The following is a 25,754-nucleotide window of genomic DNA, read 5'->3' as shown; positions in this document are numbered from 1 at the left end:
CCCCCGAATATACTCACCTCAACGCGTACCGCAGAACGAAACACGTCATACCGGCTTACCTGGCAATCCCAGGTAACCCTCTGAATTAAAGGCAGATCGTCTTGTGGCGCGCGCTCGCCGTACGGCGTTTCATGATGATTCCGCGACGGCTCCCGAATAACCTCACCTTTACTCGCGCCGGTCATTTGCGTCGTTGTTAAAGCGCAGGCTTCGAACGGTGAATGACTTCTGGTGAGCGTTCCACTAGCAAAACATTCACTCCGGTGCAGTCATGTATCCCGCTGACTTCACCTTCGGCGAGAACGCAGCATCTCCTGGAACTCCTCACCTTTCCGAGCCGCGAGCCTTCGTGCGTCGCACGTCGCTCACAGACCGCCAGAGCGTCGCATCGATTCGAGACGAACCGCTGCTTTCAAGCGGAGGTCGATGAGTCTCGCTCTCTTTTCCTCGAAGGACGGAGCCGAACTGGGGAGGTTCGCCAGTTCGTCCTGCAAGGCGGCGATTTCCTTCAGCATCTCGACCTCGGGAGGAATGTAGCCCGCATCCTTCAGCATTTTGAACGGCAGACGGAATTCATCCGGCGTGTCAGCGAAGGCCCGGTCCTCGCGCAATGGCTTTCCCCAGCTTTTTGCGCTCTCGAGTTCGCCGCTCTTCCTGCTTTCTTCAAGGGCGCGGGCAATCTGTTCGTCGATAGTCGGCATGGCAGTCAGCAATCAAGTCACGAGAACATCACTTGCGTAGGCACCAGGCTCGCACGCGCCGTTTGCTCGACTTAAAGCCCACGAGAGTCAGGTACGGTCGCAATGGAAAGCGGTGTTGGATGGACATCTCTGCTGCGGGGCCCCTCGTGGCGTCGCCCGGTCTTTACGAATCCGGAGATGCGCGCCAGAGACGAATCCGCGAGGGCAAGTTCGCATGAAACACTATGATGGACATTGGTCTGTCTCATTCCGTGCAAACATACATGACAAAGAGGGCCAGGGCAACACGGTTTTAGGTCGCCTTCGGGCCATCTCTACTGGCGGGATGGAGCGCATGCGACGCACGACCAAACAATCTTTCGACCCGCCACAATATTCGCAGGTCTGAAACGTCTTCAGACTCATGGAGCCGCTGCCTACCCCGCACCCGATGACCGAACGAGATAGCGACATTACCGCGACCGTAGTGCGTGAGCGCACGAGACTCGGGAATTTCATACGACGCCGCGTCCGCGATCCGGGCGAGGCGGAGGACATCCTGCAAGACGTCCTCTATGAATTCGTCGCTGCTTATCGCCTGCCCGCACCCATCGAGCAGGCGAGCGCCTGGCTGTTTCGTGCTGCGCGCAATCGCATCATTGATCGGTTTCGCAAGAAGAAAGAGCAACCCCTCGCGGAGCTTTCTGACGATGTCGAGGAAGGCAGCGACGAGTACCGTCTGGATCTCGCACTTCCCGCAACGGATGCAGGTCCTGAGTCGCTCTATGCACGCAGCGTGTTGCTGAAGGCGCTCCAGCGCGCGCTCGACGATCTCCCGGCGAATCAGCGCGAAGTGTTTATTGCGCACGAACTCGAAGGGCGAAGTTTCAAGGAAATGGCGGCGGAAAGCGGGGTGGCGGTGAACACGCTGCTCGCGCGCAAACGCTACGCGGTGCTTCAGTTGCGGGCCCGCTTGCAGGTGACGTATGACGAACTGGAAATGTGAAGGAGTGTTGGAATGAGATATCGCTTGAGGTGGATAGGCAAGCTGCTTTTCGTGGTGGTCGCGGTCGCTGTGCTTGGATGGGCGGTGATGACGCTATGGAACTGGGTCGTGCCCGCGTTATTCGTTGGCGCGCGTTCGATCGACTTCCTCCACGCACTGGGCTTGCTGGTGCTGAGCCGCATCCTGTTCGGTGGCTTTCGCGGGCATGGCGGGTGGCGCGGTCGCCGGCACTGGCGCAAGTGGGAGTCGATGAGTCCCGAGGAACGCGAGCAATTCCAGGCAAAGTGGCGCTCGCGCTGCGGTCAGCAAAAAGAAGCTTAGTCACGTCACGGCGGGCGCCGCGATGAACGCGGCCGCCCGGAACACGGAACGCGCATCAGCCCGCGCTGCGCAGTACGTCTAGCTACGCGCAGTGCGGATGCCCATTCGGGCACTCATCCGATCGAGGGAATTCATGCTTTCATCCCACACCCAGCTTCTGAAGCAACTCCACGAACAAAGCAACGCCCAGGTGATGGACCGCGCGCGCGCGCAGTTCGCAGGATCGAACGAGGCGTTTCTAGAAGTTGCCGAGCAATACGGCACACTCGCTCCGCGTCTGCGTGGCCGGTTTTTGCAATCGCACGGGTTTTCAACCGAGGATTTCGAGTCCTCCCAAGGTACGCCGCTGTCATTAGCCGTATCCGCGGAAATGGGTCAGTTTTTGCGCAATGTGGTGCTATCCGCACGGCCGACGAGAATTCTCGAACTGGGCAGCTCATGTGGCGTGTCGACGCTGTACTTTGCAGAGGCGATCCGGCTACTGGATGAAGGCATTGTGGTGGCAACCGAGCTCGATCGCGGGAAATGCGCCCAGCTTCGCTCCAACCTGAAAGCGGCGAAACTGGAGCGCTATGTGGAACTGCGCGAAGGCGATGTCTTTGAAACCGTTCAGGAACTGGATGGGACGTTCGACCTGATCTTCATCGACGTGTGGGCGAGCGCGTACCTGCCGCTATTCAAGCAGGTCGAGCGACTGCTCATTCCAGGCTCGGTTGTAATCGCAGACAACATGTACACGGCTGAAACTGAAGTTCGGCCATTCAAGGAATATCTCGACAAAAATACGCGATATTCCAGCACGACGCTGGACTTCGAATCGGGCGTGGAGTTTGCGGTAGTCGTATCCTGAGCGAATGGCTGTCGGACCGGCAACACGGGATTTTCGAAAGTTTAGGAATTCCAGGTTTAAATGAGTATTCTGCTGCGAAGGTGAGGCTTTCCAGGATGGTGAGGACTTCCAGGAGCTGTCGAAATCCGTAACCCACATCGGGGGCCTCGTCTCCTGAAAAAGCTCACCCTATCCGAGTTCGAATCCTTCTGCGAGTCAACTCATGCACTGCCCGTGCGAAGCAAAGTGTCTCAATGCCACACGACGGCCACCGCAATAGCACCGAACAGGCACCACTTGATCACGTAATAGGCGGTGCGATTCCATGCTTTTAATCGCTTGCCGACCAGGCGGACGGAATAGACGTAGCGGAACACGCGATTAAGGCCACCGGTTCTATCACCGATCTCATTCGGCGAGGCCGCGGCGCGCAGCAGGATGTCGCCAATCACACCAACCGCTTTCTGCGCCCACGCAAATCTCATGGGCCGCTCGACATCGCAGAACAGAATGATGCGATCCTGATCTGTCCGGTTCGCCGCATGATGCAAATACGTCTCGTCGAATACCACGTCCTCGCCGTCGCGCCACGAATACGGAATGCCGTCCACGACGATTGAACAACGGTCGTCATTCGGCGTAATCAAGCCGAGGTGATAACGCAGTGATCCGGCGAATGGGTCGCGATGCGGATTCAGTGTGCCGCCGGCCGGCAGCATGGCGAACATCGCAGCCTTTACCGTTGGAATGCTTTGCAGAATTTCGATTGTGCGCGGACAGAGCGCTTCAGCCGAAGGATGCGGATTGTCGTACCACTTCAGATAAAAGCGCTTCCAGCCTGTCCGGAAGAACGAATTGAAGCCGATATCGTTATAGCCTTCTGCTGCGCGAATACGGCTTGCCTCACTCAAGGCAAGCGCCTCCTCGCGAAAGATCTGCCATTCGTTTCTCAATACCGTTAGTTCTGGAAAGTGCTGCGGCGAGATGTACGGCGTGTTTGGCACCGAGGAGAACAGATAAGCCAGATAGTTGAGCGGCGCGGTAAAAGTGGAATGGTCCGTCAACTGCCTGAAGAAGCTGCCGTGTCGAGCTTTACCACGCCAATGAATAAGCGTGGCAAAAAGGAGGAATAGTAAGAGGAAACTCCAGCGCATGGCTTCTAAGACCTCTTAAGCTTCTTTGCGATGAAGATAATTATACGAATCTGAAAAAAAACTGGCTGCTACGTGTGCACGTCAAAGCCACGCCCGTCATGCCTCACAGGGAAGAATTAATCATATCAATACGCGCTAATTCGTTATGTCTTATGATATGCACGGCCTAAATCTATTCGCCATTGCCTAAGCAATTTTTACAGCTATTGTTGGTTTGTTTAGGCATCGACGCATCAACGGTTCTTTAAAGCGACCGTATCATGATCCTGGAAACGCTCACTTTCAACGGGCGCGGAAACTCCGTCCTGTGCGTGTGCACATGAATGGTCTTGCTACACTTGAACGCTCGCCGACGCACTTCGTTGATCCAACCGAATGTCCACAGATAAAAAGAAGACCACCCAAACCGCCAAGCCGGCCTCGCGTCGCAAAACACCGGTCGCCGGCGCCGTTCAGGAGCGGCTGGAAAAAATAGAAAAGGGAGGCGGTGTCGTCGTCTGCGAAGACGGCCTCGCGCGACCGCCGTGGGCGGTATCCGATCCGCTCTTGCGTCACTACTACGATACCGAGTGGGGCATGCCGGTCCGCGATGAACGCGGGCTCTTCGAACGGCTATCGCTCGAGGCGTTTCAGGCCGGGCTCTCGTGGGTCACGATCCTGCGAAAGCGGGAAGCCTTCCGCACCGCGTTCAGTCATTTCGTTCCGGACGAGGTCGCCGCGTTTGGCGAGCGTGAAATCGAGCGGCTCATGGAGGATGCCGGCATCATCCGGAACCGAGCCAAGATTCTCGCGACGATCCAGAACGCTGCCGCCACGATCGCACTGCGCGAAGAGGGCGGACTCGCGCAGTTGCTCTGGTCGTTTCAACCGGCCGAGACACCGCAGCCGTCGACGATGGCCGAGGTGCCGACGGTGTCCGCGGAATCGACCGCACTGAGCAAGGCGCTACGGAAGAAAGGCTTCCAGTTCGTCGGCCCGACCACGATGTATGCACTCATGGAAGCCACCGGCATCGTCGACACGCACCTGCTGGACAGTCACCGCCGCGGCAGTTCCGGCGTCTGGCCGTTGGCCGTCAAAACTTGAACTTGAGCTGAAACCCCACGGTGAAGGGCAAGTCGTCTGACGGGATGGGCGGAATCACGATGAAGTTCGCGCCCACGCGCTTGTAGTCGACCATCAGGATTGGCGCAGCAACCGGGCCAATGGTGTGATTTCGGCCCAGTCCCCAGTCACCGTAGTTATAGCCGGAAATGATGCCGCCGATTACGGCGAGGCGAACGAAACCCCAGTGCGCAAACTCGGGCGCCCACACGCCGCCGCCGTAGTAAGACGGCCGCCGCAGCGAATTGCGAAAGCCGCCGGCCGTCACTGCCCATTGATTGTTCAACCAGCACTCGACGCCCAGGCCCGGATTGAACTGCTCGAAATCCTTGTCCGGGTGGATGTGATACGAGCCCAGCATGGCGTCGACCCAAACGCCGCCGCCGCACCAGTCGGCGGCGTGCGCGCTGGAGGTTGCTGCAACAGCCGTCACGAGTGCAACGAGCGCGCGCCGAACGGATGCGCCGAGGTGCCGCAAATGCATGTCTTCTCCGTCACCGATCGAACGCCGGTGTGTTGAATGTGCTGGTGAGTGTCTGGTCCGCGGGACGTCGAGCACTGTACCGCAAACGCATACCGCCGAAGTCGAGGGCACGCTCGGAACGGTAGCCACAGACGCCGCGCCGGATAGTCCGACGCGGCGGGATCAGACAGCACAATAACGGAAAAGCAGTGGCAGATCGGTGAAGGACGATCTGGCCTTGACCCACAATCAGGCAAGGACGCTGCGCGCGAACCCTTGCAGGCGTCGCCTAGAGACCGAGATCGGACAGCCCCGGATGATCGTCCGGCCGGCGTCCCAGGGGCCACCGGTACAGGCGTTGCGCTTCTGTAATCGGCAAGTCGTTGATACTCGCATGACGATGCGCCATCAGACCATGCTCGTCGAACTCCCAGTTTTCATTGCCGTACGAACGGAACCAGTTGCCCGAGTCGTCATGCCATTCGTAGGCGAAACGTACCGCGATGCGATTGTCCGTGTACGCCCACAGTTCCTTGATCAGGCGGTAATCCAGTTCCTTCGCCCACTTGCGGCGCAACAGCCCGACGATCTCCGCACGGCCCGTGACGAATTCCGCGCGGTTGCGCCAAACGCTTTGCGGCGTATAGGCGAGCGACACGCGCTCCGGGTCGCGGGTGTTCCAGCCATCTTCGGCACCCCGCACTTTCTGGATGGCGGTTTCACGCGTGAAAGGCGGTAACGGCGGACGGGTTTCGACGGCATCGCTCATGATCTATTGCTCCTTGGTTCAGGTGGGGGCGCGCAGCACCGGCGCGCGCGGTCTGGTGAATTCAGCGTCGAGCAGTTGTTCGGCGGCGGCGCATGCATCGAGTGCGGTATCGGGCGCTCCACTGACCAGCGCGACGCCAATTGCGCCGTCGATCAGGATCAACCACTGCCGCGCAAGCAGTGCGGCACGCTCGCTCTCGGCGCCGAGTGCCATCATGAACTCGTCGCATTGTTCTCGCACAAAAGCGAGCAGGCGCTCTTTGTGTTCGCGCGCCACCACGCGGATGGGGTCGTCCGGCGCGGCAATCTCGCCCGACGCGTTGAGAAATGCGCAGCCGTGAAAATCTTCGGAGGCGAACCACTCTCGAAGCACCGCAAACATACCGAGCAGCCGCGCGCGTGGATTGTCACCACGGCGTAAGGTGCCCGCGATAAACCATCTCATCCAGCGCTCGTCGCGGCGCTCGAGCGCGGCGGCCACCAGCGCGTCCTTCGATTCGAAGTGCGTATAGAAGCTCTTTCGCGCGGTGCCGGACTGCCGGACGATGGCATCGACGCCGGTGGCATGGATGCCGCCCGCGTAAATCAGCGCCTCAGCCGCGTCGAGCAGACGCTCGCGCGCGCCGCCGGGGATCGCCGAAGTAGTGGATGCTTTGGAAGTCGCCATATCCGAAAGGTAGAACGATCATTCTCCTTCGTCAAGAAAAATGTTTTTCGATGGAATTTTTGGCGGCCGGCCCGCGTTCACCTGTCTGTACCGCGGGTCCCGGCACCGACGCGCCACCGGAACCCGCGTTTGCGGTAGGGTGACAGGCAACCAATCAGGGGAATCCAATGAAGAAGTACGCTGGGCGCGCTGCCGTGGCGCGAGCGCTGTGCGTAGCGGCGTTCGCGTTGACCGCCGCCTGTACGCCGCTGCAAGTCGTGACCCACTCGGTCAGTCAAACCGAAGCGAGCGTGCCGGTCGGCCAGTACACGCTCGACCCGCATCACTGGAGCATTCTGTTCGACGTCGATCATTTGAAGTATTCGCGTTTTACGATGCGCTTTGACCGCGCCACCGCTCAACTCGACTGGAACGCCGGCGGCATGGACAAGAGCGCGGTGGCAGTGACGATCGACGCGAACAGCGTGGATACGAACGTGCCCTTGCTCGACAAGATGGTCAAAAGCGAAAGCATGTTCGATGTGCAGCAGTATCCGCAGATCCGTTTCGTGAGTACGGGATTCGAGCGCACCGGCTCGTCCACCGGCAAACTCACTGGCAATCTGACGATCCACGGTTCGACGCAACCGGTGACGCTGAACGTGACCTTCAACGGTTATGGTCCTGATCCGCTGACGAAGGAAGACACGTTGGGCTTCGCGGCGGAAGGCAGTTTCAGCCGTGCGAAGTTTGGCTTGGCCACCTGGTATCCGGCGGTGGGCGACGACGTGCACGTGCGCATTCAGGCGGAATTCGTGCGGCCGGAGGCGGGGTCTTGAAACGGGATGTTCGGGCGCGCTGAGCAATAATGAATAACGCCCCGGCTTCGAGCATCAAAGCCGGGGCGTTTTACGTCATGCGCGTTTTTCGTGATGCGACGATGCGATTTCTAAGCCGCTATCAGGTCGTCCAGTCGAGAATTACCTTGCCGCTTTCACCGGACAGCATCGCGGCAAACGCGTTCTTGTAATCGTCGACAGGGAAATGGTGCGTCAGGATGGGCGACAGATCCAGCCCGCTTTGCAACATCGCGACCATCTTGTACCAGGTCTCGAACATCTCGCGGCCGTAAATGCCCTTGATTTCGAGGCCTTTGAAGATCACCTGATTCCAGTCGATCGCGGTTTGCGCCGGCGGAATGCCGAGCAGCGCGACCTTGCCGCCGTGATTCATGGCCTCCAGCAGACTGGTAAACGCGCTCGGCACACCCGACATCTCGAGGCCCACGTCGAAGCCTTCGGTCATGTGCAGATCGGCCATCACATCGCGCAGCGATTCGCGCGACACATTGACGGCGCGCGTCGCACCCATCTTGCGGGCGAGTTCGAGGCGATAGTCGTTGACATCGGTAATCACCACGTTGCGTGCGCCCACGTGTTTGGCAATTGCCACCGCCATGATGCCGATCGGCCCGGCGCCCGTAATCAACACATCTTCGCCAACCAGATTGAACGACAGCGCCGTATGCGTCGCGTTGCCGAACGGGTCGAAAATCGCTGCGAGATCGTCGGAGATTTCCGGCGGAATCTTGAACGCATTGAACGCGGGAATCACGAGGTATTCGGCGAACGCGCCCTCACGATTGACGCCCACACCCACCGTATTGCGGCACAGATGCCGGCGTCCCGCGCGGCAATTACGACAGAAGCCGCAGGTGATGTGGCCTTCGCCGGAGACGCGATCGCCGATCGCAAAGCCCCGCACTTCCTGACCCATTTCGACGATCTCGCCTACATATTCGTGGCCGACGTGCATCGGCACGGGAATCGTCTTCTGCGCCCAGTCGTCCCACTTCCAGATGTGGATGTCGGTGCCGCAAATGGCCGTGCGCTTGATGCGAATCATCACGTCGTTGTGGCCCACTTCGGGTTTGGGCACATCGGTCAACGTTAGACCCGGTCCGCGTTCGAGTTTTGCCAGTGCTTTCATGTTTTATGCCCCCGAGGTCTGGATAACGCCAAGCGCGCGACCGACGCGCGCGAATGCTTCGACCGCGCGGTCGATCTGCTCGGGCGTGTGCGCCGCACTCATCTGCGTGCGAATACGGGCGCGGCCCTTCGGCACCACCGGGAACGAGAAGCCGATCACGTAGACGCCTTCCTTGAGCAGCGCGTCGGCCATCTGCGAGGCGAGTTGCGCGTCGCCGAGCATCACGGGAATGATGGGGTGTTCACCGGGGACGAGCGTGAAACCGAGCGCGCTCATCGCGTTGCGGAAATGCGCGCCGTTCGCGCGGACCCGCTCGCGCAGCGCGGCGCCTTCTTCGCTGGCAAGCAGTTCGAGCACTTTCAGCGAGGCCGCCGCGATGCTCGGCGTGAGCGTGTTGGAAAACAGGTACGGACGCGAACGCTGGCGCAGCAATTCGACGATTTCCTTGCGCGCCGCCACGTAACCGCCCGACGCACCACCCAGCGCTTTGCCGAGCGTGCCGGTGATGATGTCCACCCGCGCCAGCACGCCGCAATGCTCGGGCGTGCCGCGTCCGTGTTCGCCGATAAAGCCCACCGCGTGCGAGTCGTCCACCATCACCAGCGCACCGTAGCGGTCGGCCAGATCGCAGATGCCGGCCAGATCGGCGATGATGCCGTCCATCGAGAACACGCCGTCCGTGGCAATCAGTTTGAAGCGTGCGCCGGCGGCGTCGGCTTCCTTCAACTTCGCTTCCAGATCGGCGAGGTCGTTGTTCTTGTAGCGGTAGCGTTTCGCTTTCGACAGCCGCACACCGTCGATGATGCTCGCGTGGTTCAACTCGTCGCTGATGATCGCGTCGGAATCGTCGAGCAAGGTTTCGAACAGGCCGCCGTTCGCATCGAAACAGCTCGAGTAGAGAATGCAGTCATCGGTTTGCAGGAACGCGGCAAGCGCCTGCTCCAGTTCCTTGTGCACCGTCTGCGTGCCGCAAATGAAACGCACCGACGCCATGCCAAAACCATCTCGGTCGAGGCCGTCTTTCGCTGCGTCGATCAGGCGCGCGTCGTCGGCGAGGCCGAGATAATTGTTGGCGCAGAAGTTCAGGACTTCGGAACCGTTGGCGAGTCGCACGTCGGCGGACTGCGGGCTGGCGATCACGCGCTCGGTTTTGTAGAAGCCGTCGGCCCGGATCTGCTCGAGTGTGCTGCGCAGATGGGCGAGGTAGGGTTCACGCATACATCAGACTCCAGAATGGGCCACCGACCGCTCGGCCATGATTGTTTGCCGGACCGCCGGACGGTATAGTCGGCCTTAGGTGCTGGCGAATATTTTCGGTTTTCCGAACCTAAGTTCGGTATGTCGAACAATCTAAACGATAGGTCAAAAAATGGCAAGTTCGGGAAACCGGCGCGCGACGACAGGCGCTGTACCCACTCTAGCGCAAACCGTCGCGGCACCGCCGCGAGTGGGCGAGCAGATCCAGCGGCTGCGCGGCGAACGCAGGATGACGCTCGACGATCTGTCGCGCGCCGCCGGGGTGTCGAAGTCGATGCTTTCGGAAATCGAACGCGACAAGGCCAATCCGACCATTGCGGTGGCGTGGCGTTTGACCAATGCGCTGGGCGTGAGTCTCGACTCGCTGTTCGCCCAGCCCAAGGCGCCAGAGGCAATCGCGGTTTCGGGCCCGCACGAAATTCCTACGTTGAGCGGCCACGATGCCAAATATCAATTACGTGTCTGGGGCCCGATCGAGCTTGCCGGCAAGTTCGAGTGGTACGAGCTGACCTTGCAGGCAGGCGGAGCGCTCGTCTCGAACGCCCATGAGCCGGGCACGCGCGAGCATTTGACCGTGCTGCACGGCTCGATCGAAATCGAAGCCGCCGGAACGACCCGCCGCCTGAAAACAGCTGAGACCGCGCGTTATGTCGCGGACGAACCCCACGCCATCCGCAATGCGGGTAAGGGCGAGGCCAAGGCGCTGCTGGTGGTCATTCACGGCTGAGGTTGAGGCCCACGTGGGGGCGGTTGGCCACCCGGTCGAGTTGCATAGAGTACTGTATATTTGTACAGTATCGAGAGTCTTGACCGGAGCCAAACATGAACGAATTGATCAACGGCCATGCTGATCACGGCCTGGCTGCGCGGCGTTTCCAGAGCGCCGCACGTGACCTTCAGCGTATTGTCGGCAATATCGCTGCGCGCTACATCGTGCAGCAAGTTCCGCTAACCTGGCGGCTTCTGCACGCCATCGAGGCGGAAGCGCTCGCCGACCTCGGCTTCGCCAGCCGCCACGACGCGCTGTTGCTAGGGTTATTCCAACGCCCCTCAGAACTGCCCTATCCCGAAACCGACGAGCCGGTGGATTTTGGCGCGTCGAACGCGCTGCCGGCAGTGTTTGCCTTCGCGGTGGCAGTGTATGACCAGGCTTATCGCGCGGCCGCGGCGTCAGGCGTAAAAGCGGCTGGCGCAAGGCGGGCGCGGGCGTGGGGTGGATGAGCGCTTAGATAAAGTGGGCTCGCGCGATTCGCGAGTCGGTCCTTGATAGCCTAAAATATAACGCAACTAACGGTAAAACAGGCTATGTCCCCTCCCACCTTTCCCGACCGCCCGGATCATCCGGAAAATACCACTGATCTGTTTGATCAGGCGCGCGCTGACTGGCGCCGGGACCCGCGTATCGCCTTCGATGCGTGGTTGGCCAAACAGAATTTCCGGCGCTCGTCGGCTGAGGTTTATCAAGCGCAATGGGGACTCTTTCTCGATTGGCTTGCTGTCCGGCGCAAGCATCTGGGTTCAGTCGATCAGCAAACCATTGAGAATTTCGTCGCGGGGCTGGATATTCGAAAGCCTCAACGGCTCCGATATTTACGACTCATTGAGCGAGTACTGGATCACGTTCGTGAGATCGAAAGTGCATCGACAAACCCAGCGCGTTTTATTGCTCAGGATGGCGAAGCAGCTTGGCGCAATGCCCCCGATAATGAACCCACGGGGTTTTTGACGAGCGCCGAACGCGCAGCATTGATCGCGTATCTCTTCTCACCCGTGTCCGAACTTTCAGCCGCGCAGCGTTGGCGCGAACGGCGTGATCGCGCATTGATCGCTGTGTTTCTCGGCGGCGGACTGAAAACCGGCGAAGCGCGTACCCTAACGGTTAGTTGCGTCTCGGTGGGCTCAGCGTGGGTGACAATCGAATCTGCCAATCCGATGCTGACCCGACGCACGCGGCTCTCGCCGTTTGCCGTCGCGATCATCGACGCGTGGCTAGCCGAGCGACGTCCTTCGGAACTCACTGGCAATTTGCTTTTCCCTGCGTCGCCATCCGGGCGACCGATGCACAAAGCCACCATGCTGCGCTCGGTCGATGCACTCATCGAAGCCGCCGGTCTCGCCGGCACGCGCGATTCTCGGGCGAGCCCGCAGACTTTGCGGAACACATACGCCGCAGATCTTTTCGAAACGGGCGTCGAACCGGAGCAGGTCGGTCAATGGCTCGGTTTTGCGCAGCCGATTTCAGCAAGCCGGCTGCAACGTGCCTGGAAAATGTGGTTCGATGCGCAGGATATCCCGGCTTTCAGTGAACCCGATCCTGCCGCACCGCCCGTGCCGGGAGCTACGCGGCGCGGGCGTCTCCGCTGATCACGGTGTGAAAATCATCCTGAAATAGCTCACCTGTCGAGTCCCGAATTCGCTCACCTTTGGCATTTCGTTCTGTCAGGCGTCTGGAGTGCAGGCGCGCTAACGCGTCACTTCAATGGCTGCTAGACCTCGGTCGACACCGCGTTTGGCGATAAAAACCGCGTAACCGCCTCCAGCCGGGACTGCCCCGGACCGGAAGAGTGCTCGCATTCCGGACACTGCAGTTCATAACGGTGATCCACCTGTGATAGTTCCGGCTCACCCTCCTCACATTTCGGGCAGCGCGACGGTAAAACGACGTGGCCGTCCGCGAGCGTACCGATCGCCGCCATTTCTGCAGCACTTAGCCTTCCCGCGTCGGCTTGTGCGCACAACAAGGCGGCGATCGCGGGATCGATGCCCTGCTGGGCGCGCAGCGTCGTGAGTTCGGCTGTGAGCGTGTCCAGTTCATCAGATTGCGTGCGAACCTGCGCTTCCAGCCGATCACCGCGTGCTTTGGCCGCCGAAACCTGCTGAATGAAGTCGAATTCCTTGCGACTCGCGTCGCGCAGACCCGACTGGTAATTCGTCGCCATGCTGCGCAAGGAGTCGAGTTCGACCAGCATCGGTTTGACGCGGCGCTCGGCTTCGGCCACCGCGTCCTTGATCTGCTGCGCATAGTGCTCGGTACTGTGTCGCATCTCGATATGGAGGGCGTCGATGCGGTCGCGCAGTCCAGCGTTGGTGGCTTGCTCCGTGTCGAGCCGTTTTCGCAGCGACTCGTTTTCTGTTTCGATGCGGCGCATAGATGCCTGCAAACCATCCTGATGGGCCGCGCCGTGGGAGTTAGCCAAAGCCAACTCAGCCTCTAAGGCTCTCACGCGTTCCCAAGCCATATCGGCTCGCGCTTCGCTGCGGCTGATCGCGTCCTCAGAGGCCTGACGGCGGATGTCCGCTTCCCGTATTTCCTGCTGCGCGGCGTCGATCAGCGCCTGGTTTGCTGTGCGCTCAGTTTCGAAACTGGACCGTGCGTGCGCGATGGCTTCTTCGAACATCGCACCGAGTAATTCTCCGGCGCGGTCTTCAAGTGCTTTCGGGATTGACCCGGCACCGACCCGTACGCGCGATGCGCTCCGAATTCGCTCCCAAAAACTGTCGATATCTTTGGGAATGTCGCTCGCACTGCCGGTTTGCGTCAAATCTCGCACCGCAGCCAAGGTGGGGCGAATGCCGAGATCAAAAAACAGGCGCTTGCAGGCATGTAGCGATAGTTCTTGCCGGCGTGCGCCACTTTCGCGCAACGATTCAAGTTCTTGCCGAATCGCCTGACGTTCGTCGTCCAGATTCATTGACACCTCGGATATGGCTCGGATCAGCGAATCATAACAATTTACGTAGTATTTGCTACACCATCATTGTGAGTGACGCTTGATCGTTGCAAATGCACCAATTTTTTGCCGATCACAGTGTGTATCCATGATCGTGCTGTCGGTTTCCGTGAAACAAAACGAAGAATAGGCGATAACTATCTGTCAGGAAAAGGTTTTTTCGGATTTTCCAACTGCTCGGCACTGTTTCACGAAGCGGGATGGGGGGTCGGAGGCTTTGGCGAAGCGCTCGCGGGTCGGAAAGTCTTGAGAGTAATAAAAGTAAACACCCTTGAACCTTAGTTAAAAACGTTAACGCCACGGCAGATCCTTACCAGGTATGGGTTTGCGGGGAGTCAGGTGAAGCTTTACGGGAGCGGTGGTGAGGGCATGCGGGAGGGTCGAGTGATGGGGTTCGGGGACGTCGGTGAGCGGGTGCAGGAAAGTTAGTGAGCGGGTTCAGGAGAGGCTTAAAAAATGAGCACTTGCCAAAGGTGAGGTTTTGCGGGAGCTAATGTCCCGCGAGCGCCGACAGGGCGGATATGGGGTGCGAAACCTGACTGCACGGCTAGGTGAGAGCATTCGGGAAGATGCACGAGACCCGTTTTTGACCGAAATAAGGTGGCGTAAATGCGTTCGGTGAGTCGAACCGGGAGAAAACGCCAGGCGAAGGTGAGGTTTTTCGGGGAAGCAGCGCATGGATGCCGCAGTTTTGGGCATTCCAGAGGCTAAGGTGAGGATTTTCGGGAGCTTCGGTGGGAATTGAGACCGGCGCGAGGCCCATAGGCTGGCGCTGACAGCGTCGAATGCTAAAGGTGAGAATATTCAGGAGCAGTGTCGGCTGGCGAGAATTTCATCACTATTGGCTACAGCGGTGAGGGTTTACGGGACCGAATTGCCGGTCGGGATATGGCAAAGGTGAGGAAATTCGGGAGAAAGTTTGCGGTTACTTACGTGGAAGCCGCTGTCTGCCTTGCATTGTTAGCGCAGGAGCATGTCGTCTGGATGATCATTGGTGAGTCTTTTCGGGAGCGCCAGTGAACATGGCGTCACTTCCCTGGTCGAGCAGCTGAAACGTTGAGGTGAGATTTTTCGGGAGGGAAAAAGTTGAAGTAGTTTTACATGACGTTTTCTTAACCAGCTGAATTAGTTGACTATTTTGTGAGTAATACAGATAGGTGAGGTTTTTCGGGAGGTGCTCGCGACCGTTGCGCTGCGGCATTCCCGGACGTCGTGCGGTGTAAAGGTGAGGCTTTTCGGGAGATATCATGGGCACAAGCCGAGGGGGTTTTTCCTTGTGGGCTATGTGTTTCGCGCCCCGCGGCCGGGTAAAGGTGAGGCTTTTCAGGAGGGCCAGTCGCGTAGTCGGCTGCGGTGAGTCAATCACAGGTGCCCTGCCCCACCTTAACCGCCGCTCGAAGGGGCGGCCAGGGCTATTGCGTAACCGCGCACGGGGCAACATGGTCTCGCACGGGTTGGATTGCCTGTGATGTCCGACCCTGGTCGGGGCAAGGGATCATTCGCATGCTGAGCTCGGCCGGGTGACCCAAGACCACTCAATGGCAGGTTTTCACAGGGCCCGTGCGACGCAGGCTGAGGACGTTGAGGGCGCTCGGCAACACCGCACCGTGGGCGCGAGGGATGTCGCCCAGTACGGGAACGCCCTGGTCGGGTTAGGAGGGGAACAAGCGCTGCGACGCGGCAAGCAGGACGCTCGTCTGTCCTTGCGCACGCCGTACCGGTGCGTTCTGCGCTGATTTGCCTAAAGGGTTCGCGTTGTGGCTCATCGCCGTTGGCTTCTAGGTCATTCCGTGCGGTTTCGTCCCGTCGCGCGGAAGCGCCGCGGTGTCGATCCGCAGATCTGCCTTGCCAGCTCGCTGGCCGGGCAGTCATCCGCGACCGCTTCTCGCGGGTTCGAGGGGCTTAGTTTTGCGCCCGTACCGCTCCCGTCGTCGAACGCAGCAGAGACGTGGCGTGAGGTCACGACTGCCGTCGCAAAATTACGACTTTTTATCGGTGAGCTGATACGGGAGTGAATCGCTCCCTTTCGAGCCAGGGTCTGAACCAGGTCACTTTTCCGGATCCCGCAGCACGCAACGAGAGCCGGAACCTGGCGTGAAACGGCTAAGGTGAGCGTTTTCGGGACTGCACGGAGGTGAGTCGCGCTTCCTGGGCCTGCATCACCGCGAATGGTGAGAGGTGCGCTATAGACGCGCTTCACCGCAGCCGGTATGCTCTCGCCAAATCCCTCCTCGACCCGACGCATGGCCACGAAGCGCGCGAAGAAGACTGATGTGGTGAGCCCGAGCTCCGCCGAATTGCGCAAAGCCGTCGAGGCGATCGCCATTCAGCCCAAGAGCGGCAAGATCACCCTGCTGACCCGAAAGCTGTTCAACGTTTTGCTGGCGGTCGCGCAGCAGGCGGACGAGTCCGGCGACACGTACCGGGCTTTGCTCTCGGACATCGTGGCGAACTCGGCATTCGATTCAAATGACACCGCGCTCGTCAAGGAGCATCTGCGGCGCATGGTGTCGGTGCAGGTCGAATGGAGCACCGGGACGTCCAGTCAGAAGCCTGGTCGCAAATGGGGTATCTCTACCCTGATCGCCGACGCGGAAATTCTCGAAGATCCCAATACCCGGCGGGTGTGGGTCGAGTTTTCGTTCGCGCCGAAGATCAAGAAAAAGCTGCTGGATCCGGTGCAGTACGCGCGGCTGAGCCTGCAGTTCCAAAGCCAGTTACGCAGTAGCGCGGGCCTCGCACTGTACGAAATTTGCGTGCGTTACCTGACGAACCCCAGTCACCTGACGATGCGCGAATCGTGGGAGTGGTGGCGCCCTATCCTCTCCGGTACGCCGGATACTGAGGCCGGCGACGAGGCGAAACGCGAATATAAATACTTCAAACGCGATTACCTTCGCCCGGCGATTGCCGAGGTGAATGCCGTCACCAATATTTTCGTCGAACTGATCGAGCACCGGGAAGGACGGCGGGTCGCGGAAATCCAGTTCCGCGTGACCGAGCGCAAGCAGCCCATGCTGGCGCTCGATGAGCATCCGAACGTCTTCGACAGCACTTTGGTCGACCGCATGGTGAAGATCGGCATTCCGCTCAAGGAAGCGCAGACGCTTTATGCGGACAGCGAGGAAAATCGCATTCGTGCAGCCTTGCAGATGACCGAACAGCGCATGCGCAGTACGTCGCTGCCGCCGGTACGCAGCGCGCCCGCACTGTTCAAGGATGCGTTGAAGAAGGGTTACGCACCGCCGGTCGAGGCGTTGCCGTCGGGTGGCGCCGGCAAGACTGGCGCTGCGGCGCCGGCGGACGATCTCAAGGCACGACTGCTGGGCGAGTATTCGGCGTTTCGTCGCAAGGAGGCGCGGGCGCTTTACGACGAACAGGGTGAGTCAGACCGGGATCTGGCGCGGCAGTCGTTCGAACAGGATGAGTTGCCGGATCTGGGTGCGCACATGCGCGACGACTGGCGTCGTCGCGGTCTTGATTCGAAGCTGACCGAGACGGCCTTTTTTGACTGGCTCGCTCGAAAGACCTGGGGTGAGCCAACCGATGGCGATCTGCTGGCCTTTACCTTGAGTCAGTCACGCGCTGCCTGAGTGTGCGTGTATGTGCGGAGCTGTGCGGGTGCAAGGCGTCGTGTAACGACGCCTTGCCTCGTCAGGGTAGTTACTTCTGCGCGAGTATCTGCTCGATCTGACTGAGGATGTCGTCACGCCGTTCTTTCGACAGTCCCTTCAACCGAAGTTCGATCCGATCGTCGCCGTACGATTTCAAATCCCCCACCGATACCCCGTCGAGTTTGATCTCGAGACGCTGCGCGTAGCGCTGGCGTCCAACCGGCTTGGCACTTTCCTGCGCCGTTGCCCGGCCCTTGACGATATCCGCGACCTGTCGCGTACTCAGGTCGTCTGAGACAATCTTGTTGATCAGGCGTAACGTGGCATCAGATCCACGCGCGCCGTGATATCGCCCGACCTGATAGGCCATGTTCGAACCGAAGCGATCGGTCCGCGTAACCATCTCCTGCATCACTACTTCCGGCAACTTTGCAATCGACAACGCAACCGCGACCGTCGATTCATCGAGACCCAGGTGCTCGGCCAATTCCTTCTGGCTCTGGAAGTGCTTGTCGTCCAGAAACCGCTTCCACACCACGGCATTGTCGAAAACCGTCTGCGAGTCGCGCTGTACGTTGAGGTCGTATCCAAGCTTGTAGCTCTCGATACCAATCGGCAGATCGATCACGATCGCCTTCACCGATTCCTTGTTCGCCTCCTTCAGCGCTCGGACGCGGCGCCCGCCGTCGCTGACGAAATAGGTGCCGGGGTTCTCATAGTCAGGGATCACATGGATCGCCTGTTGTTGCCCTTGCTTGGCCAGATTGACCGCCAACTCGGCAATCGACGATTTCAGATAAAAATGCCTCGGATTGAACGGGCTAGCCTTGATCACCTTGAGAGGAAGCTCGATGACCTGGCCGGGCCGGTATCCGTATTCGACGCGCCATGCGTGATAGGCAGGCGACTCGTTGAGGCTGTCTGTGTGGCCGGCTTCTACCGCCACAGGCATGGACGCCGACTGCGTGGAGTGGGTCGCCAGACCTTCGACTTTCGGTCCATTCTTGACCAAGCCATCGATTGCGTTCAGACGATCAAGGGCGGTTCGCTTTTCACTGCTTGTCGTGTCGGGACGTGCTTGAAAGCCTTTGGCGAATTGGGAGGGTTTCATTCAGTGTCCTTTATGCGCATAAATTCAGGGGAGCAAGGCGGCGATTTCGTCGGCGCACGCGCGTACTTCGAGGGCGGCAAGCTTGGCGCCGCGGTCGTTCATTTGCAGAACGGTTTGGCCAAGAGCCATCGCCTGCTTATAGGCTTCGCGGGTCGGGATCTGGGTTTTGAGCAACGGGAACCCGAGTTCTTCGAGGGCGCGTTTGAGCTCGCGCGTCAGCATCCGCTTTTCTTCGGTCTTGTTCAGGAGGAAGACGGCGCGCAGGTCTTCGTTCATCACCTGAGCCTGTTGGACCAGCTTGACCAGACCGACGCTCGACCAATAATCGGCTGGGGACGAAGAGGTTGGAATGATCGCAACCGTCGCAGCTAGCAAGACGACGCCGGAGACCTTCTCGGTGATGGAGGGAGGGCAGTCAACGACGATGATGTCGTAGTCAGCGACGAACTTCTTGATCTCACGGTGGATCTGCCCACCGAATTCGGAAAGATTGACGACCGGAAACGGGATCCCCGATTCGTTATCTGACGCAGCCCCGGCCCAATGGACCAAAGTGTTTTGTCCATCAGCGTCAACGACAAGGACGCGTTTGCCCTTCTCATGGAAGGCAGCACCGAGATGCATCGCGATAGTGCTCTTCCCGACCCCGCCCTTCTGCTGTGTTACCGCGATGATTTCTGCTGCCAATCTTCACCTCCTCTTTTTAGACGCTGATGGATTTTACCTTGATGAATTTCTATTTCAATGTTTTTGTCGTGAATGCAACGCGCGTTAGCCGTTCGGCAGAGGTTTATGCGCATAAATTGACAGATCGGGGCGCGTCGAATGAGATCGACGTGCCCGCGGTAGTCGCACGATGGTCTGCGTGCCGGAGTGTCTTTGAGCGAACCTGATTAGGTGATACTTCGAGCTCGAGTTGGCGTCCCATCGACTCGTTCGACAGGCATGAGCGCCGCCGCCAAAAATAGACGGGAGTGGTGGGAGCAGAGTCTGAGGGGCGGTCAACCGCCCTTCGAGGTAAGGCGGCGCTTCACGCGCGAATCGCGATGGCAGTAGCGTGGATCGAAAACGCGCCAGGCATCGACGGTTCTGAACGTGTTACCGGAAGATCAGCCGCGGACTCAGTGGCCCGAGAAGTGGAGAGCGTCGCTGGGCGAACCTCCCGCGCGAGTTTGGCACGCAGGACGTCGGGAATACGAATCTTACGCACGTTAGCTCCATGGCCGAGTACAGGAAGCGCTACGCGTCTTGGCCCGCAGCCCCCATCACCGGGGCGGTCGCCGATCAAACTTTATGCGCATAAACAATCCCTGAGTCGTGCCACCAGCTTCGAGGCTAGAAGCTATCCTGCAGGAACGCCTAAGCGAATTCGCGATCCGCACCGGCGACCACAATCCCCCAGCCTGCATCTCGCCTCACACAACACGAGACGACCCGGCACCGTGTGCGAGGCCAACCGAGACACGTCCACGCCAAGAGCCACGAACGCTAAAATCCAAACCCAATCTACCCGTGCCGATCAGGCCTTTTATGATCACGATCTATCACAACCCCGATTGCTCCAAATCACGCGGCGCCTGCGCGTTGCTCACCACCGAGTACAACACGACAAATGAGCCCGTCGAGATCATCGAATATCTGCGTCACCCTCTAATGGTGGAGCAGTTGAAGGCACTGAGCGCCATGTTGGGTCGACCGGTGCGCGATATGCTTCGCGATACCGAGGCAGCCTACCAATCACTTGGATTGGACAACGCGCAACTATCAGACGATCAGTTATGCGAAGCAATTGCGGCGCATCCAGTTCTGATGCAGCGGCCGATTGTGGTCCGCAACGGACGAGCCGTCATCGGACGTCCACCGGAGAACGTCAAAGCGCTATTTGAGTAACCAGTGCAGTCGATCCGCGTCCTCTCAGCCCTCGCCTATATCAAAGCGAAAGCGCTGGCACCGCACGCGCCGCATTGCGTGTGCCCACGCCGTAAGCGCCGTGCTGACTCAAGCGCGTTGCGCCCAGATTGACCGCTACAATCGTCGATATCCACACGCTCGCGCGAGTGCATCAATCAACACACGAAGGACATCGTGCATCTCACGACAACACTTGCCCCCTGGTCCTCCCACGACACCCAATTGATCATCGCGTGCTTGCTGGGCCTCGCGTTGATCGTTGTTTTCATCAGCGTACTGAAACTCGCGCCATTTCTCTCGATTCTCGTTGGTACCTTCGCGGCAGGATTTGCCGCCGGCTTACCGCTCGAAACCGTGGCCAGCGCGTTCAGCAAAGGCGCGGGCGCATTGCTCGGGGACGTGGGTATCATCATCGCCCTGGGTGCAATGCTCGGCGCGTTGATGGCAGAGTCGGGCGCGGCCGACCGTCTGGTGTCGACGATTCTCGATCACTCGACCTCACGGACCTTGCCGTGGATGATGGCGCTAGTGGCGATCGTCGTCGGCTTACCGTTGTTTTTTGAGGTTGGTCTCGTGATGATGGTGCCGATCATCTTCGTCATGGCGAGACGTTCGAAGCAACCCATCCTGCGCATCGCCATTCCCGCGCTCGCTGGCATGACGACGCTGCACGCGCTGCTGCCGCCGCACCCTGGGCCGCTGATCGCCGTTAGCGCGTTGCACGCCGACCTCGGCCTCACGCTCGGACTTGGCCTGATCGTTGCCATTCCGGCGGTGATTCTCGCCGGCCCTGTCTATGGCATATGGCTGTCGAAACGCATGCAGGTGGCCGAACCCGAGGAGATGGGAAAACTCTTCAGCACCCAAGCGGGTGCGGCCGAAGCCCCTGGCTTTGCCAACTCCCTCATCACGATCCTGTTGCCGGTGCTTCTGATGTTGGGCCGCACCGTCGCCAAGCTCGCACTCGATCCCAAAACGTTTTTGTTCGATGCGTTGAATTTTCTTGGCGAGCCGCTCGTCGCGCTGGGCCTCACGGTGTTGTTCGCGGTGGTCGCACTGGGCTGGGCGCGCGGCATGCCGCGCGAACGCGTGGGCGGTATTCTCCGCAAGAGCCTGCCGCCCATCGCCGCCTTGCTGCTGACCATCGGCGCGGGCGGCGGCCTGAAGCAGGCGCTGGTGGTGGCGGGTATCAGTACGACCATCGGCAAGATCGCCGTGGGTACGCACTTACCGTTGATCCTTCTGGCGTGGCTGGTCGCCGTGGCGTTGCGCCAGGCCACTGGGTCCGCCACCGTCGCCACGACGACCACGGCGGGTATCGTCGCTCCGGTCGTCGTCGGCTTGAGTGCCGCCCACAATTCCCTCATGGCACTCGCCATTGGCGCGGGGTCGGTGTTCTTCTGCCACGTCAATGACGCCGGATTCTGGATGGTGCGCGAATATTTCGGCCTCCAGTTAAAACAGACCGTGCTCGTATGGTCCGTTCTACAAACTATCGTTTCGCTAATTGGTCTCGCGTTGACGCTTGTTTTGTGGGGCGTGTTGACTTGAGTCACGCGTCACGAACTATCGAGAACCGCATTCGCTTTCCTTGAACTGGAGCATCCGATGCTTGAACTAAGACCGTCCTGCGAAGCGTGCACAAAGCCTCTCCCTGCGAATTCGTCAGAGGCGATGATCTGCACGTATGAATGCACGTTCTGCGAGGATTGCGCGTTGCATGTGCTGCGGAATGTGTGTCCGAATTGCGGTGGCAATTTCGAGCGCCGGCCCATCCGTCCGCGCGCAATGCTCGCGAAGCATCCCGCGCGTCACGAGCCGTTCCACGCGGAGATCGACCAGACCGAGCACTCAGTGCTTGTCGAACGATACGGCGCGACTTTGCCTGCGGACCGCTAGCGCGGTATCGCTGTTCGCGCTGCGGTAGTCGAACCCACGTGTCTGAGGTGGCCAACCTGCTTAAGCACCGGATTTTTAGCTCGGGGACGATGTGCCGGAGACGCGGACGTCGCCGAACAATCCATGCAGAATTTTAGTTTGGATTCCGCATTATCCAATTTTTTGCCCGTGTGATGTTATACGCCGGTGCGCCGTTTGACACACCATTGTTGCCGGTTCAGATACAAGCTTTTAGCCACTTTGCCGTTTCTGCGGCGTGCCTTCGTCGATATTCTTCGACTAGCGCCACACTATGATCGCCATCCCCGCTGAGCTGAGGACCGTCACCATGAAACGCCTTGTTTCCGCCCTGATCGCTTCCGTCGCGTTGCTGGCTGTGTTCTCGAGCGTTGCGGACGCGGCCGACCCGTCGTCCTCGGCGCCGCCGGAATGCCACGGCCCCAAAACGTTTTGCAACGTATTTTTTGGCCAGTGAAGCAAAACATCTAACACGACGGCACCCGTCCAGATTCACGTCACAAGCCATCCGGGATCGGCGTCCATGCGACACCCATTTTTCGTTCAAGCGCTGTACGGACAGGGTCGTAGCAGGGGAGATGAGCGGGTAGGTAGTTGGTGTACTCGAAATTCACCGTCCTAACCACGTGTTCAAATGCAAAAGACCCTGTGAACTCCCACGGTAGTCCGCATTTGACTTCCACGTCAGCCTGAACAGACCCTGCGGGGAAGTCCCGCATTTTCGAACCCGCCTGTCCAGACAAGCGGCATCGAACAAACTGCATCGAAAAAGCGGCATCGAACGCAAAGTGACTCCACTCATTTCATCATTGAGCTCGATTGCCCGGGTTCGCAGGACGTCCATCGCTGTGCCCAGCGCGTTCGAAATGTGCCGGAATCGCCAGCCATCCGTGCTACAGTGAGTCAGCCGCTTGTCAGGTTTCTCTGGAGCCCGCGCTGGTTAGCAAAAAGCCGCGCCATAACTGCGCCCCGGATCGAACAGATCCCTTTCCCCCGATACATTTCTGACCGCCGTCCCTGGCACGACGGTGGCGATACCCGTTCACGCGTATCGCGATCTCCCCTGATCCAGAACCGCTTTCCGCCTGAGTTGTATCCGCTGCGCACGACGCGCGGCCGTTGCGCGCTGGCGTCTTCCGCGAGGAACGCGCCGGGTAAGTCACCTACCGGAGTCACTCGTATGAATAACACCATCAGAAGCTATCGTGGACTTGAGATCTACCCGCTGGTTTATGCGCATCAACCGCGTAGCGTGGATGGCACGCGTCACCACGATGCTGGCTACGACGCAGCGGTGAGGATTTGTCGGCGGGGCGCGGACAACACGCTGTCGACCAGCCGCGTTTTCCAGGTCATCACGGGCTCGCCGTTTAGCACGACGGGTGACGCACGTATGGCGTCGGCGAGCTTCGCGGAACGTGTCATTGACGGTATGGTGGCGGGACAATCCATCGCAGGTTTATGAACGGAATGCCGATGCTGAACCGCACCGCTACTCGCCGCGTGTCATCGCTCAAAGAATCCGCTCCAGCGGGCCGCGACAATTATCTGGTTGCGGCTTCGTCGCGACGTGCCACGAGCGGCAACGTCCCGACGCTCAAGGTCACTCGCCTTAGCGACGAACGGGTGATTTACCCATTCCAGGGACACGCCGATATGCCGCTCTTCGACAATCCACAGGAAGCGGAAGAATACGCGCGAGCCTACGGCGCGAAATTGGTAGACGGTGACATTGCTGTACCCGAATGAGTCGTTGCCCCGCTCGTTTGCCGCCCCGCGTTTGCTGATTGCTCACGCGCCCGTAATGACCGAACCCGATCAAGTCCCCGCACAACGCGCGGTGCCCAACCGCGAGTCCTCGCGTCGAACCGCAGTTCGATCGCAGTCGTTTTACTCAACATCGGGAACTTTTTCCTGATCGAACGTCCGTTTGCCCGGTTTCGATTCAATCCGAAGGAATCGTTGACTGGAAAGGCGAAATGCCCGGTTATCCACAAGGTTATTCAACGAAACTGTGGATAAGTCGCGGGCGTGTTAAGTTATCCACCGAGGCGCTGCTGGTGGAATTTAGACGGCAAGCACAACGCTTGTGCATCTCCGCTGTGCCGATGCGTTCAGCCGTGCCGAACGTCGCCAGGAGACACCGGGAGACGTTTGCAGGCGCTCGCAAACATCGCAGGCGCCCGCCGTGAAGATCGCGGATCAACGATCACACGTGATGATGCCCCGTCACACGATCCCAACCGTGCCGCACGGCCGCCTTGAAGCGTTCCCACGTATCGGCGCTGCCCGGTGAGGTCGTTTCCCAGTGACGACGTGCTTCAGGTTCGACATCGTCCCACGGACGATCGCGATATTGCGCGTCCCGACCGATGGTCGCGCCATACCGATAGGCCGGCACATAATCCTCGTAGTGCCCGTCGCCACCGCTTGCATACAGTTCGTCGTAGTGATTGCGGAAATCTTCCTCGTATTCGAGGAATTCATCCGGAATCGTCTCGCCAATCGTCGCGTCGGGACGGCGTGCAGATGCCGCCGTGTCCACCGGCATGAATACGGCGCCAAACCCCGGCGCGCTGCCGGCGGCAATCGAATTCAAGGTAGCTGCCTCGCTGAGTTGCTGGGTGCGCAGCGCTTCTTCTACGCGAGGATCGACGCGTTCATCCAGGCTGCGCTCGGCCGCCGCCGAGCGCACCGGATCGACGACCGGCGTATCGCGGGCAACGGGCTCCAAAGGATCAACCCGTGGATCAAGCGGGTCGATGCGGGGATCAACCCGCGAATCCATCCGGGGTGCCGCTGCCCCGATGCCGAGTTCATCCAGCATCGAATGCTCACGGCCAAGCTCTTGATCCGTCGGCGCCGTGTCCCATCCCGGCAGACGCTCGCCCACGTCCGTCGCGCCGAGTCGCGTCAGCGTCGTGCTAGCAAGTTCCGCATGCGCTTCGCTGGCTGCGTTGACGCACACCAGCACTGCACCGCGGCGCACCGCGTCCGTGTAGCGCTGCGCCTGTGGCGCGCGCGGCTCCTTCGAAAAGAGGCTGCCAATGAACCGCTCGATATTGGCGAGCACGCCCGCACCCTCAACCGCATCGGAGGCCGCCGTGGCGGATGGCAGGGGATTCGCCTGTAGCTCAATGGTGTCGCGCGCGAAACCGGTCTGCACGAGCGTGTCGCGCGCGCTTTCCGCCTGAGCGTAGGTCTCGAATAAACCAATCACAGTGTGTCGCATGGCTGTCTCCCGACGTTTCTA

At 59.7% G+C, this 25,754-nt stretch carries 26 protein-coding genes; 15 read left to right on the top strand and 11 right to left on the bottom strand.

Annotation, left to right across the window (positions count from 1 at the left end; genetic code table 11):
* Positions 1-365 precede the first annotated feature (365 nt).
* Entirely contained in the window at positions 366-701 is a 336-nt protein-coding gene (locus D0B32_RS02300) for a DnaJ family domain-containing protein (protein ID WP_117332058.1), read from the bottom strand.
* 403 nt (positions 702-1,104) lie between these two features.
* Here D0B32_RS02300 and D0B32_RS02295 point away from each other — a divergent pair, with 403 nt between their 5' ends.
* The 3 genes from D0B32_RS02295 (at position 1,105) to D0B32_RS02285 (ending at position 2,857) form a co-directional block, all read left to right on the top strand.
* Positions 1,105-1,686: an RNA polymerase sigma factor gene (locus D0B32_RS02295; RefSeq protein WP_181969694.1), complete on the top strand. Its 582-nt coding sequence runs from the start codon at positions 1,105-1,107 to the stop codon at positions 1,684-1,686.
* A 12-nt stretch (positions 1,687-1,698) separates the two neighbouring features.
* A complete protein-coding gene (locus tag D0B32_RS02290; protein WP_117332056.1) occupies positions 1,699-2,007 on the top strand; it encodes a hypothetical protein in 309 nt (102 codons plus the stop codon).
* A 133-nt stretch (positions 2,008-2,140) separates the two neighbouring features.
* Positions 2,141-2,857: an O-methyltransferase gene (locus tag D0B32_RS02285; RefSeq protein WP_117332055.1), complete on the top strand. Its 717-nt coding sequence runs from the start codon at positions 2,141-2,143 to the stop codon at positions 2,855-2,857.
* Positions 2,858-3,087: 230 nt separating this feature from the next.
* Here D0B32_RS02285 and D0B32_RS02280 read toward each other — a convergent pair whose 3' ends face one another.
* Positions 3,088-3,990, bottom strand: coding sequence for an aspartyl/asparaginyl beta-hydroxylase domain-containing protein (locus tag D0B32_RS02280; protein WP_117332054.1), 903 nt, complete (start codon positions 3,988-3,990; stop codon positions 3,088-3,090).
* 375 nt (positions 3,991-4,365) lie between these two features.
* Between D0B32_RS02280 and D0B32_RS02275 the strand changes: the two genes are divergently transcribed.
* Entirely contained in the window at positions 4,366-5,076 is a 711-nt protein-coding gene (locus D0B32_RS02275; protein ID WP_117332053.1) for a DNA-3-methyladenine glycosylase I, read from the top strand.
* On the opposite strand, the gene D0B32_RS02270 is transcribed toward D0B32_RS02275, so the two are convergent.
* The 3 genes from D0B32_RS02270 to D0B32_RS02260 all read right to left on the bottom strand — a co-directional run bounded on the left by D0B32_RS02270 (position 5,066) and on the right by D0B32_RS02260 (position 6,992).
* Positions 5,066-5,578: a hypothetical protein gene (locus D0B32_RS02270; protein ID WP_117332052.1), complete on the bottom strand. Its 513-nt coding sequence runs from the start codon at positions 5,576-5,578 to the stop codon at positions 5,066-5,068. The genes D0B32_RS02275 and D0B32_RS02270 overlap by 11 nt on opposite strands.
* 268 nt (positions 5,579-5,846) lie before the next feature.
* Entirely contained in the window at positions 5,847-6,326 is a 480-nt protein-coding gene (locus D0B32_RS02265) for a nuclear transport factor 2 family protein (protein ID WP_117332051.1), read from the bottom strand.
* An 18-nt stretch (positions 6,327-6,344) separates the two neighbouring features.
* Positions 6,345-6,992 (bottom strand): TetR/AcrR family transcriptional regulator, encoded by a 648-nt coding sequence (locus D0B32_RS02260; RefSeq protein ID WP_117332050.1) that lies wholly within the window; start codon positions 6,990-6,992, stop codon positions 6,345-6,347.
* Positions 6,993-7,159: 167 nt separating this feature from the next.
* On the opposite strand from D0B32_RS02260, the gene D0B32_RS02255 reads away from it, so the two are divergent.
* Positions 7,160-7,810: a YceI family protein gene (locus D0B32_RS02255; protein ID WP_117332049.1), complete on the top strand. Its 651-nt coding sequence runs from the start codon at positions 7,160-7,162 to the stop codon at positions 7,808-7,810.
* A gap of 121 nt (positions 7,811-7,931) precedes the next feature.
* Here D0B32_RS02255 and tdh read toward each other — a convergent pair whose 3' ends face one another.
* Both tdh and D0B32_RS02245 read right to left on the bottom strand, forming a co-directional pair.
* Positions 7,932-8,960, bottom strand: coding sequence for an L-threonine 3-dehydrogenase (gene tdh / locus D0B32_RS02250; RefSeq protein WP_117332048.1), 1,029 nt, complete (start codon positions 8,958-8,960; stop codon positions 7,932-7,934).
* 3 nt (positions 8,961-8,963) lie between these two features.
* Complete coding sequence (locus tag D0B32_RS02245; RefSeq protein ID WP_117332047.1) at positions 8,964-10,178, bottom strand: glycine C-acetyltransferase; 1,215 nt, start codon at positions 10,176-10,178, stop codon at positions 8,964-8,966.
* A gap of 151 nt (positions 10,179-10,329) precedes the next feature.
* Here D0B32_RS02245 and D0B32_RS02240 point away from each other — a divergent pair, with 151 nt between their 5' ends.
* The 3 genes from D0B32_RS02240 to D0B32_RS02230 all read left to right on the top strand — a co-directional run bounded on the left by D0B32_RS02240 (position 10,330) and on the right by D0B32_RS02230 (position 12,581).
* Entirely contained in the window at positions 10,330-10,944 is a 615-nt protein-coding gene (locus tag D0B32_RS02240) for a helix-turn-helix domain-containing protein (protein ID WP_117332046.1), read from the top strand.
* A 95-nt stretch (positions 10,945-11,039) separates the two neighbouring features.
* A complete protein-coding gene (locus D0B32_RS02235) occupies positions 11,040-11,438 on the top strand; it encodes a DUF2471 family protein (RefSeq protein WP_117332045.1) in 399 nt (132 codons plus the stop codon).
* Between the two features lie 84 nt (positions 11,439-11,522).
* Entirely contained in the window at positions 11,523-12,581 is a 1,059-nt protein-coding gene (locus D0B32_RS02230; protein WP_117332044.1) for a site-specific integrase, read from the top strand.
* Positions 12,582-12,703: 122 nt separating this feature from the next.
* Here the strand turns inward: D0B32_RS02230 and D0B32_RS02225 are convergent, their stop codons facing one another.
* Positions 12,704-13,909 (bottom strand): DNA-binding protein, encoded by a 1,206-nt coding sequence (locus D0B32_RS02225; protein ID WP_117332043.1) that lies wholly within the window; start codon positions 13,907-13,909, stop codon positions 12,704-12,706.
* Between the two features lie 2,282 nt (positions 13,910-16,191).
* On the opposite strand from D0B32_RS02225, the gene D0B32_RS02210 reads away from it, so the two are divergent.
* Positions 16,192-17,541 carry a replication initiation protein gene (locus tag D0B32_RS02210; RefSeq protein WP_117332040.1) on the top strand — a complete coding sequence of 450 codons (1,350 nt, stop codon included), beginning with the start codon at positions 16,192-16,194 and terminating at the stop codon, positions 17,539-17,541.
* Positions 17,542-17,611: 70 nt separating this feature from the next.
* Here the strand turns inward: D0B32_RS02210 and D0B32_RS02205 are convergent, their stop codons facing one another.
* Both D0B32_RS02205 and parA read right to left on the bottom strand, forming a co-directional pair.
* Positions 17,612-18,673 carry a ParB/RepB/Spo0J family partition protein gene (locus tag D0B32_RS02205; protein WP_117332039.1) on the bottom strand — a complete coding sequence of 354 codons (1,062 nt, stop codon included), beginning with the start codon at positions 18,671-18,673 and terminating at the stop codon, positions 17,612-17,614.
* 24 nt (positions 18,674-18,697) lie between these two features.
* Complete coding sequence (gene parA, locus D0B32_RS02200; RefSeq protein ID WP_117332038.1) at positions 18,698-19,360, bottom strand: ParA family partition ATPase; 663 nt, start codon at positions 19,358-19,360, stop codon at positions 18,698-18,700.
* Positions 19,361-20,203: 843 nt separating this feature from the next.
* Between parA and arsC the strand changes: the two genes are divergently transcribed.
* The 6 genes from arsC to D0B32_RS02175 all read left to right on the top strand — a co-directional run bounded on the left by arsC (position 20,204) and on the right by D0B32_RS02175 (position 24,250).
* The gene (arsC, locus tag D0B32_RS02195) at positions 20,204-20,563 is read left to right on the top strand and encodes an arsenate reductase (glutaredoxin) (RefSeq protein ID WP_117332037.1); all 360 of its coding nucleotides are present in this window, start codon (positions 20,204-20,206) and stop codon (positions 20,561-20,563) included.
* A 195-nt stretch (positions 20,564-20,758) separates the two neighbouring features.
* Entirely contained in the window at positions 20,759-22,135 is a 1,377-nt protein-coding gene (locus D0B32_RS02190) for a gluconate:H+ symporter (protein ID WP_117332036.1), read from the top strand.
* Positions 22,136-22,192: 57 nt separating this feature from the next.
* A complete protein-coding gene (locus tag D0B32_RS02185; protein ID WP_117332035.1) occupies positions 22,193-22,483 on the top strand; it encodes a DUF1272 domain-containing protein in 291 nt (96 codons plus the stop codon).
* A 292-nt stretch (positions 22,484-22,775) separates the two neighbouring features.
* Positions 22,776-22,958 (top strand): hypothetical protein, encoded by a 183-nt coding sequence (locus D0B32_RS32215; RefSeq protein WP_147329478.1) that lies wholly within the window; start codon positions 22,776-22,778, stop codon positions 22,956-22,958.
* A gap of 723 nt (positions 22,959-23,681) precedes the next feature.
* On the top strand, positions 23,682-23,966 hold the full coding sequence (locus tag D0B32_RS02180) for a hypothetical protein (RefSeq protein ID WP_117332034.1): 285 nt from the start codon (positions 23,682-23,684) through the stop codon (positions 23,964-23,966).
* 11 nt (positions 23,967-23,977) lie between these two features.
* A complete protein-coding gene (locus D0B32_RS02175; RefSeq protein WP_259294856.1) occupies positions 23,978-24,250 on the top strand; it encodes a DUF6723 family protein in 273 nt (90 codons plus the stop codon).
* A 460-nt stretch (positions 24,251-24,710) separates the two neighbouring features.
* Here D0B32_RS02175 and D0B32_RS02170 read toward each other — a convergent pair whose 3' ends face one another.
* Positions 24,711-25,733 (bottom strand): hypothetical protein, encoded by a 1,023-nt coding sequence (locus D0B32_RS02170; RefSeq protein ID WP_117332033.1) that lies wholly within the window; start codon positions 25,731-25,733, stop codon positions 24,711-24,713.
* Positions 25,734-25,754 lie beyond the last annotated feature (21 nt).

The organism is Paraburkholderia sp. DHOC27 (assembly GCF_003429005.1).
Taxonomy (GTDB): domain Bacteria; phylum Pseudomonadota; class Gammaproteobacteria; order Burkholderiales; family Burkholderiaceae; genus Paraburkholderia.
Note: the sequence above shows the minus strand (reverse complement) of the source record. Positions and strands in the feature narration are given on the sequence as shown.

Excerpts from the sequence above, each read along its gene's own strand:
- D0B32_RS02290 (WP_117332056.1), top strand. The coding sequence starts at position 1,699 with ATGAGATATCGCTTGAGGTGGATAGGCAAGCTGCTTTTCGTGGTGGTC.
- D0B32_RS02210 (WP_117332040.1), top strand. The coding sequence starts at position 16,192 with ATGGCCACGAAGCGCGCGAAGAAGACTGATGTGGTGAGCCCGAGCTCC.
- tdh (WP_117332048.1), bottom strand. The coding sequence starts at position 8,960 with ATGAAAGCACTGGCAAAACTCGAACGCGGACCGGGTCTAACGTTGACC.
- D0B32_RS02280 (WP_117332054.1), bottom strand. The coding sequence starts at position 3,990 with ATGCGCTGGAGTTTCCTCTTACTATTCCTCCTTTTTGCCACGCTTATT.
- D0B32_RS02205 (WP_117332039.1), bottom strand. The coding sequence starts at position 18,673 with ATGAAACCCTCCCAATTCGCCAAAGGCTTTCAAGCACGTCCCGACACG.
- D0B32_RS02245 (WP_117332047.1), bottom strand. The coding sequence starts at position 10,178 with ATGCGTGAACCCTACCTCGCCCATCTGCGCAGCACACTCGAGCAGATC.
- D0B32_RS02240 (WP_117332046.1), top strand. The coding sequence starts at position 10,330 with ATGGCAAGTTCGGGAAACCGGCGCGCGACGACAGGCGCTGTACCCACT.
- arsC (WP_117332037.1), top strand. The coding sequence starts at position 20,204 with ATGATCACGATCTATCACAACCCCGATTGCTCCAAATCACGCGGCGCC.
- D0B32_RS02235 (WP_117332045.1), top strand. The coding sequence starts at position 11,040 with ATGAACGAATTGATCAACGGCCATGCTGATCACGGCCTGGCTGCGCGG.
- D0B32_RS02300 (WP_117332058.1), bottom strand. The coding sequence starts at position 701 with ATGCCGACTATCGACGAACAGATTGCCCGCGCCCTTGAAGAAAGCAGG.
- D0B32_RS02230 (WP_117332044.1), top strand. The coding sequence starts at position 11,523 with ATGTCCCCTCCCACCTTTCCCGACCGCCCGGATCATCCGGAAAATACC.
- D0B32_RS02225 (WP_117332043.1), bottom strand. The coding sequence starts at position 13,909 with ATGAATCTGGACGACGAACGTCAGGCGATTCGGCAAGAACTTGAATCG.
- D0B32_RS02270 (WP_117332052.1), bottom strand. The coding sequence starts at position 5,578 with ATGCATTTGCGGCACCTCGGCGCATCCGTTCGGCGCGCGCTCGTTGCA.
- D0B32_RS02275 (WP_117332053.1), top strand. The coding sequence starts at position 4,366 with ATGTCCACAGATAAAAAGAAGACCACCCAAACCGCCAAGCCGGCCTCG.
- D0B32_RS32215 (WP_147329478.1), top strand. The coding sequence starts at position 22,776 with ATGATCGCCATCCCCGCTGAGCTGAGGACCGTCACCATGAAACGCCTT.
- D0B32_RS02185 (WP_117332035.1), top strand. The coding sequence starts at position 22,193 with ATGCTTGAACTAAGACCGTCCTGCGAAGCGTGCACAAAGCCTCTCCCT.
- D0B32_RS02285 (WP_117332055.1), top strand. The coding sequence starts at position 2,141 with ATGCTTTCATCCCACACCCAGCTTCTGAAGCAACTCCACGAACAAAGC.
- D0B32_RS02295 (WP_181969694.1), top strand. The coding sequence starts at position 1,105 with ATGGAGCCGCTGCCTACCCCGCACCCGATGACCGAACGAGATAGCGAC.
- D0B32_RS02180 (WP_117332034.1), top strand. The coding sequence starts at position 23,682 with ATGAATAACACCATCAGAAGCTATCGTGGACTTGAGATCTACCCGCTG.
- D0B32_RS02260 (WP_117332050.1), bottom strand. The coding sequence starts at position 6,992 with ATGGCGACTTCCAAAGCATCCACTACTTCGGCGATCCCCGGCGGCGCG.
- D0B32_RS02255 (WP_117332049.1), top strand. The coding sequence starts at position 7,160 with ATGAAGAAGTACGCTGGGCGCGCTGCCGTGGCGCGAGCGCTGTGCGTA.
- D0B32_RS02265 (WP_117332051.1), bottom strand. The coding sequence starts at position 6,326 with ATGAGCGATGCCGTCGAAACCCGTCCGCCGTTACCGCCTTTCACGCGT.
- D0B32_RS02175 (WP_259294856.1), top strand. The coding sequence starts at position 23,978 with ATGCTGAACCGCACCGCTACTCGCCGCGTGTCATCGCTCAAAGAATCC.
- D0B32_RS02170 (WP_117332033.1), bottom strand. The coding sequence starts at position 25,733 with ATGCGACACACTGTGATTGGTTTATTCGAGACCTACGCTCAGGCGGAA.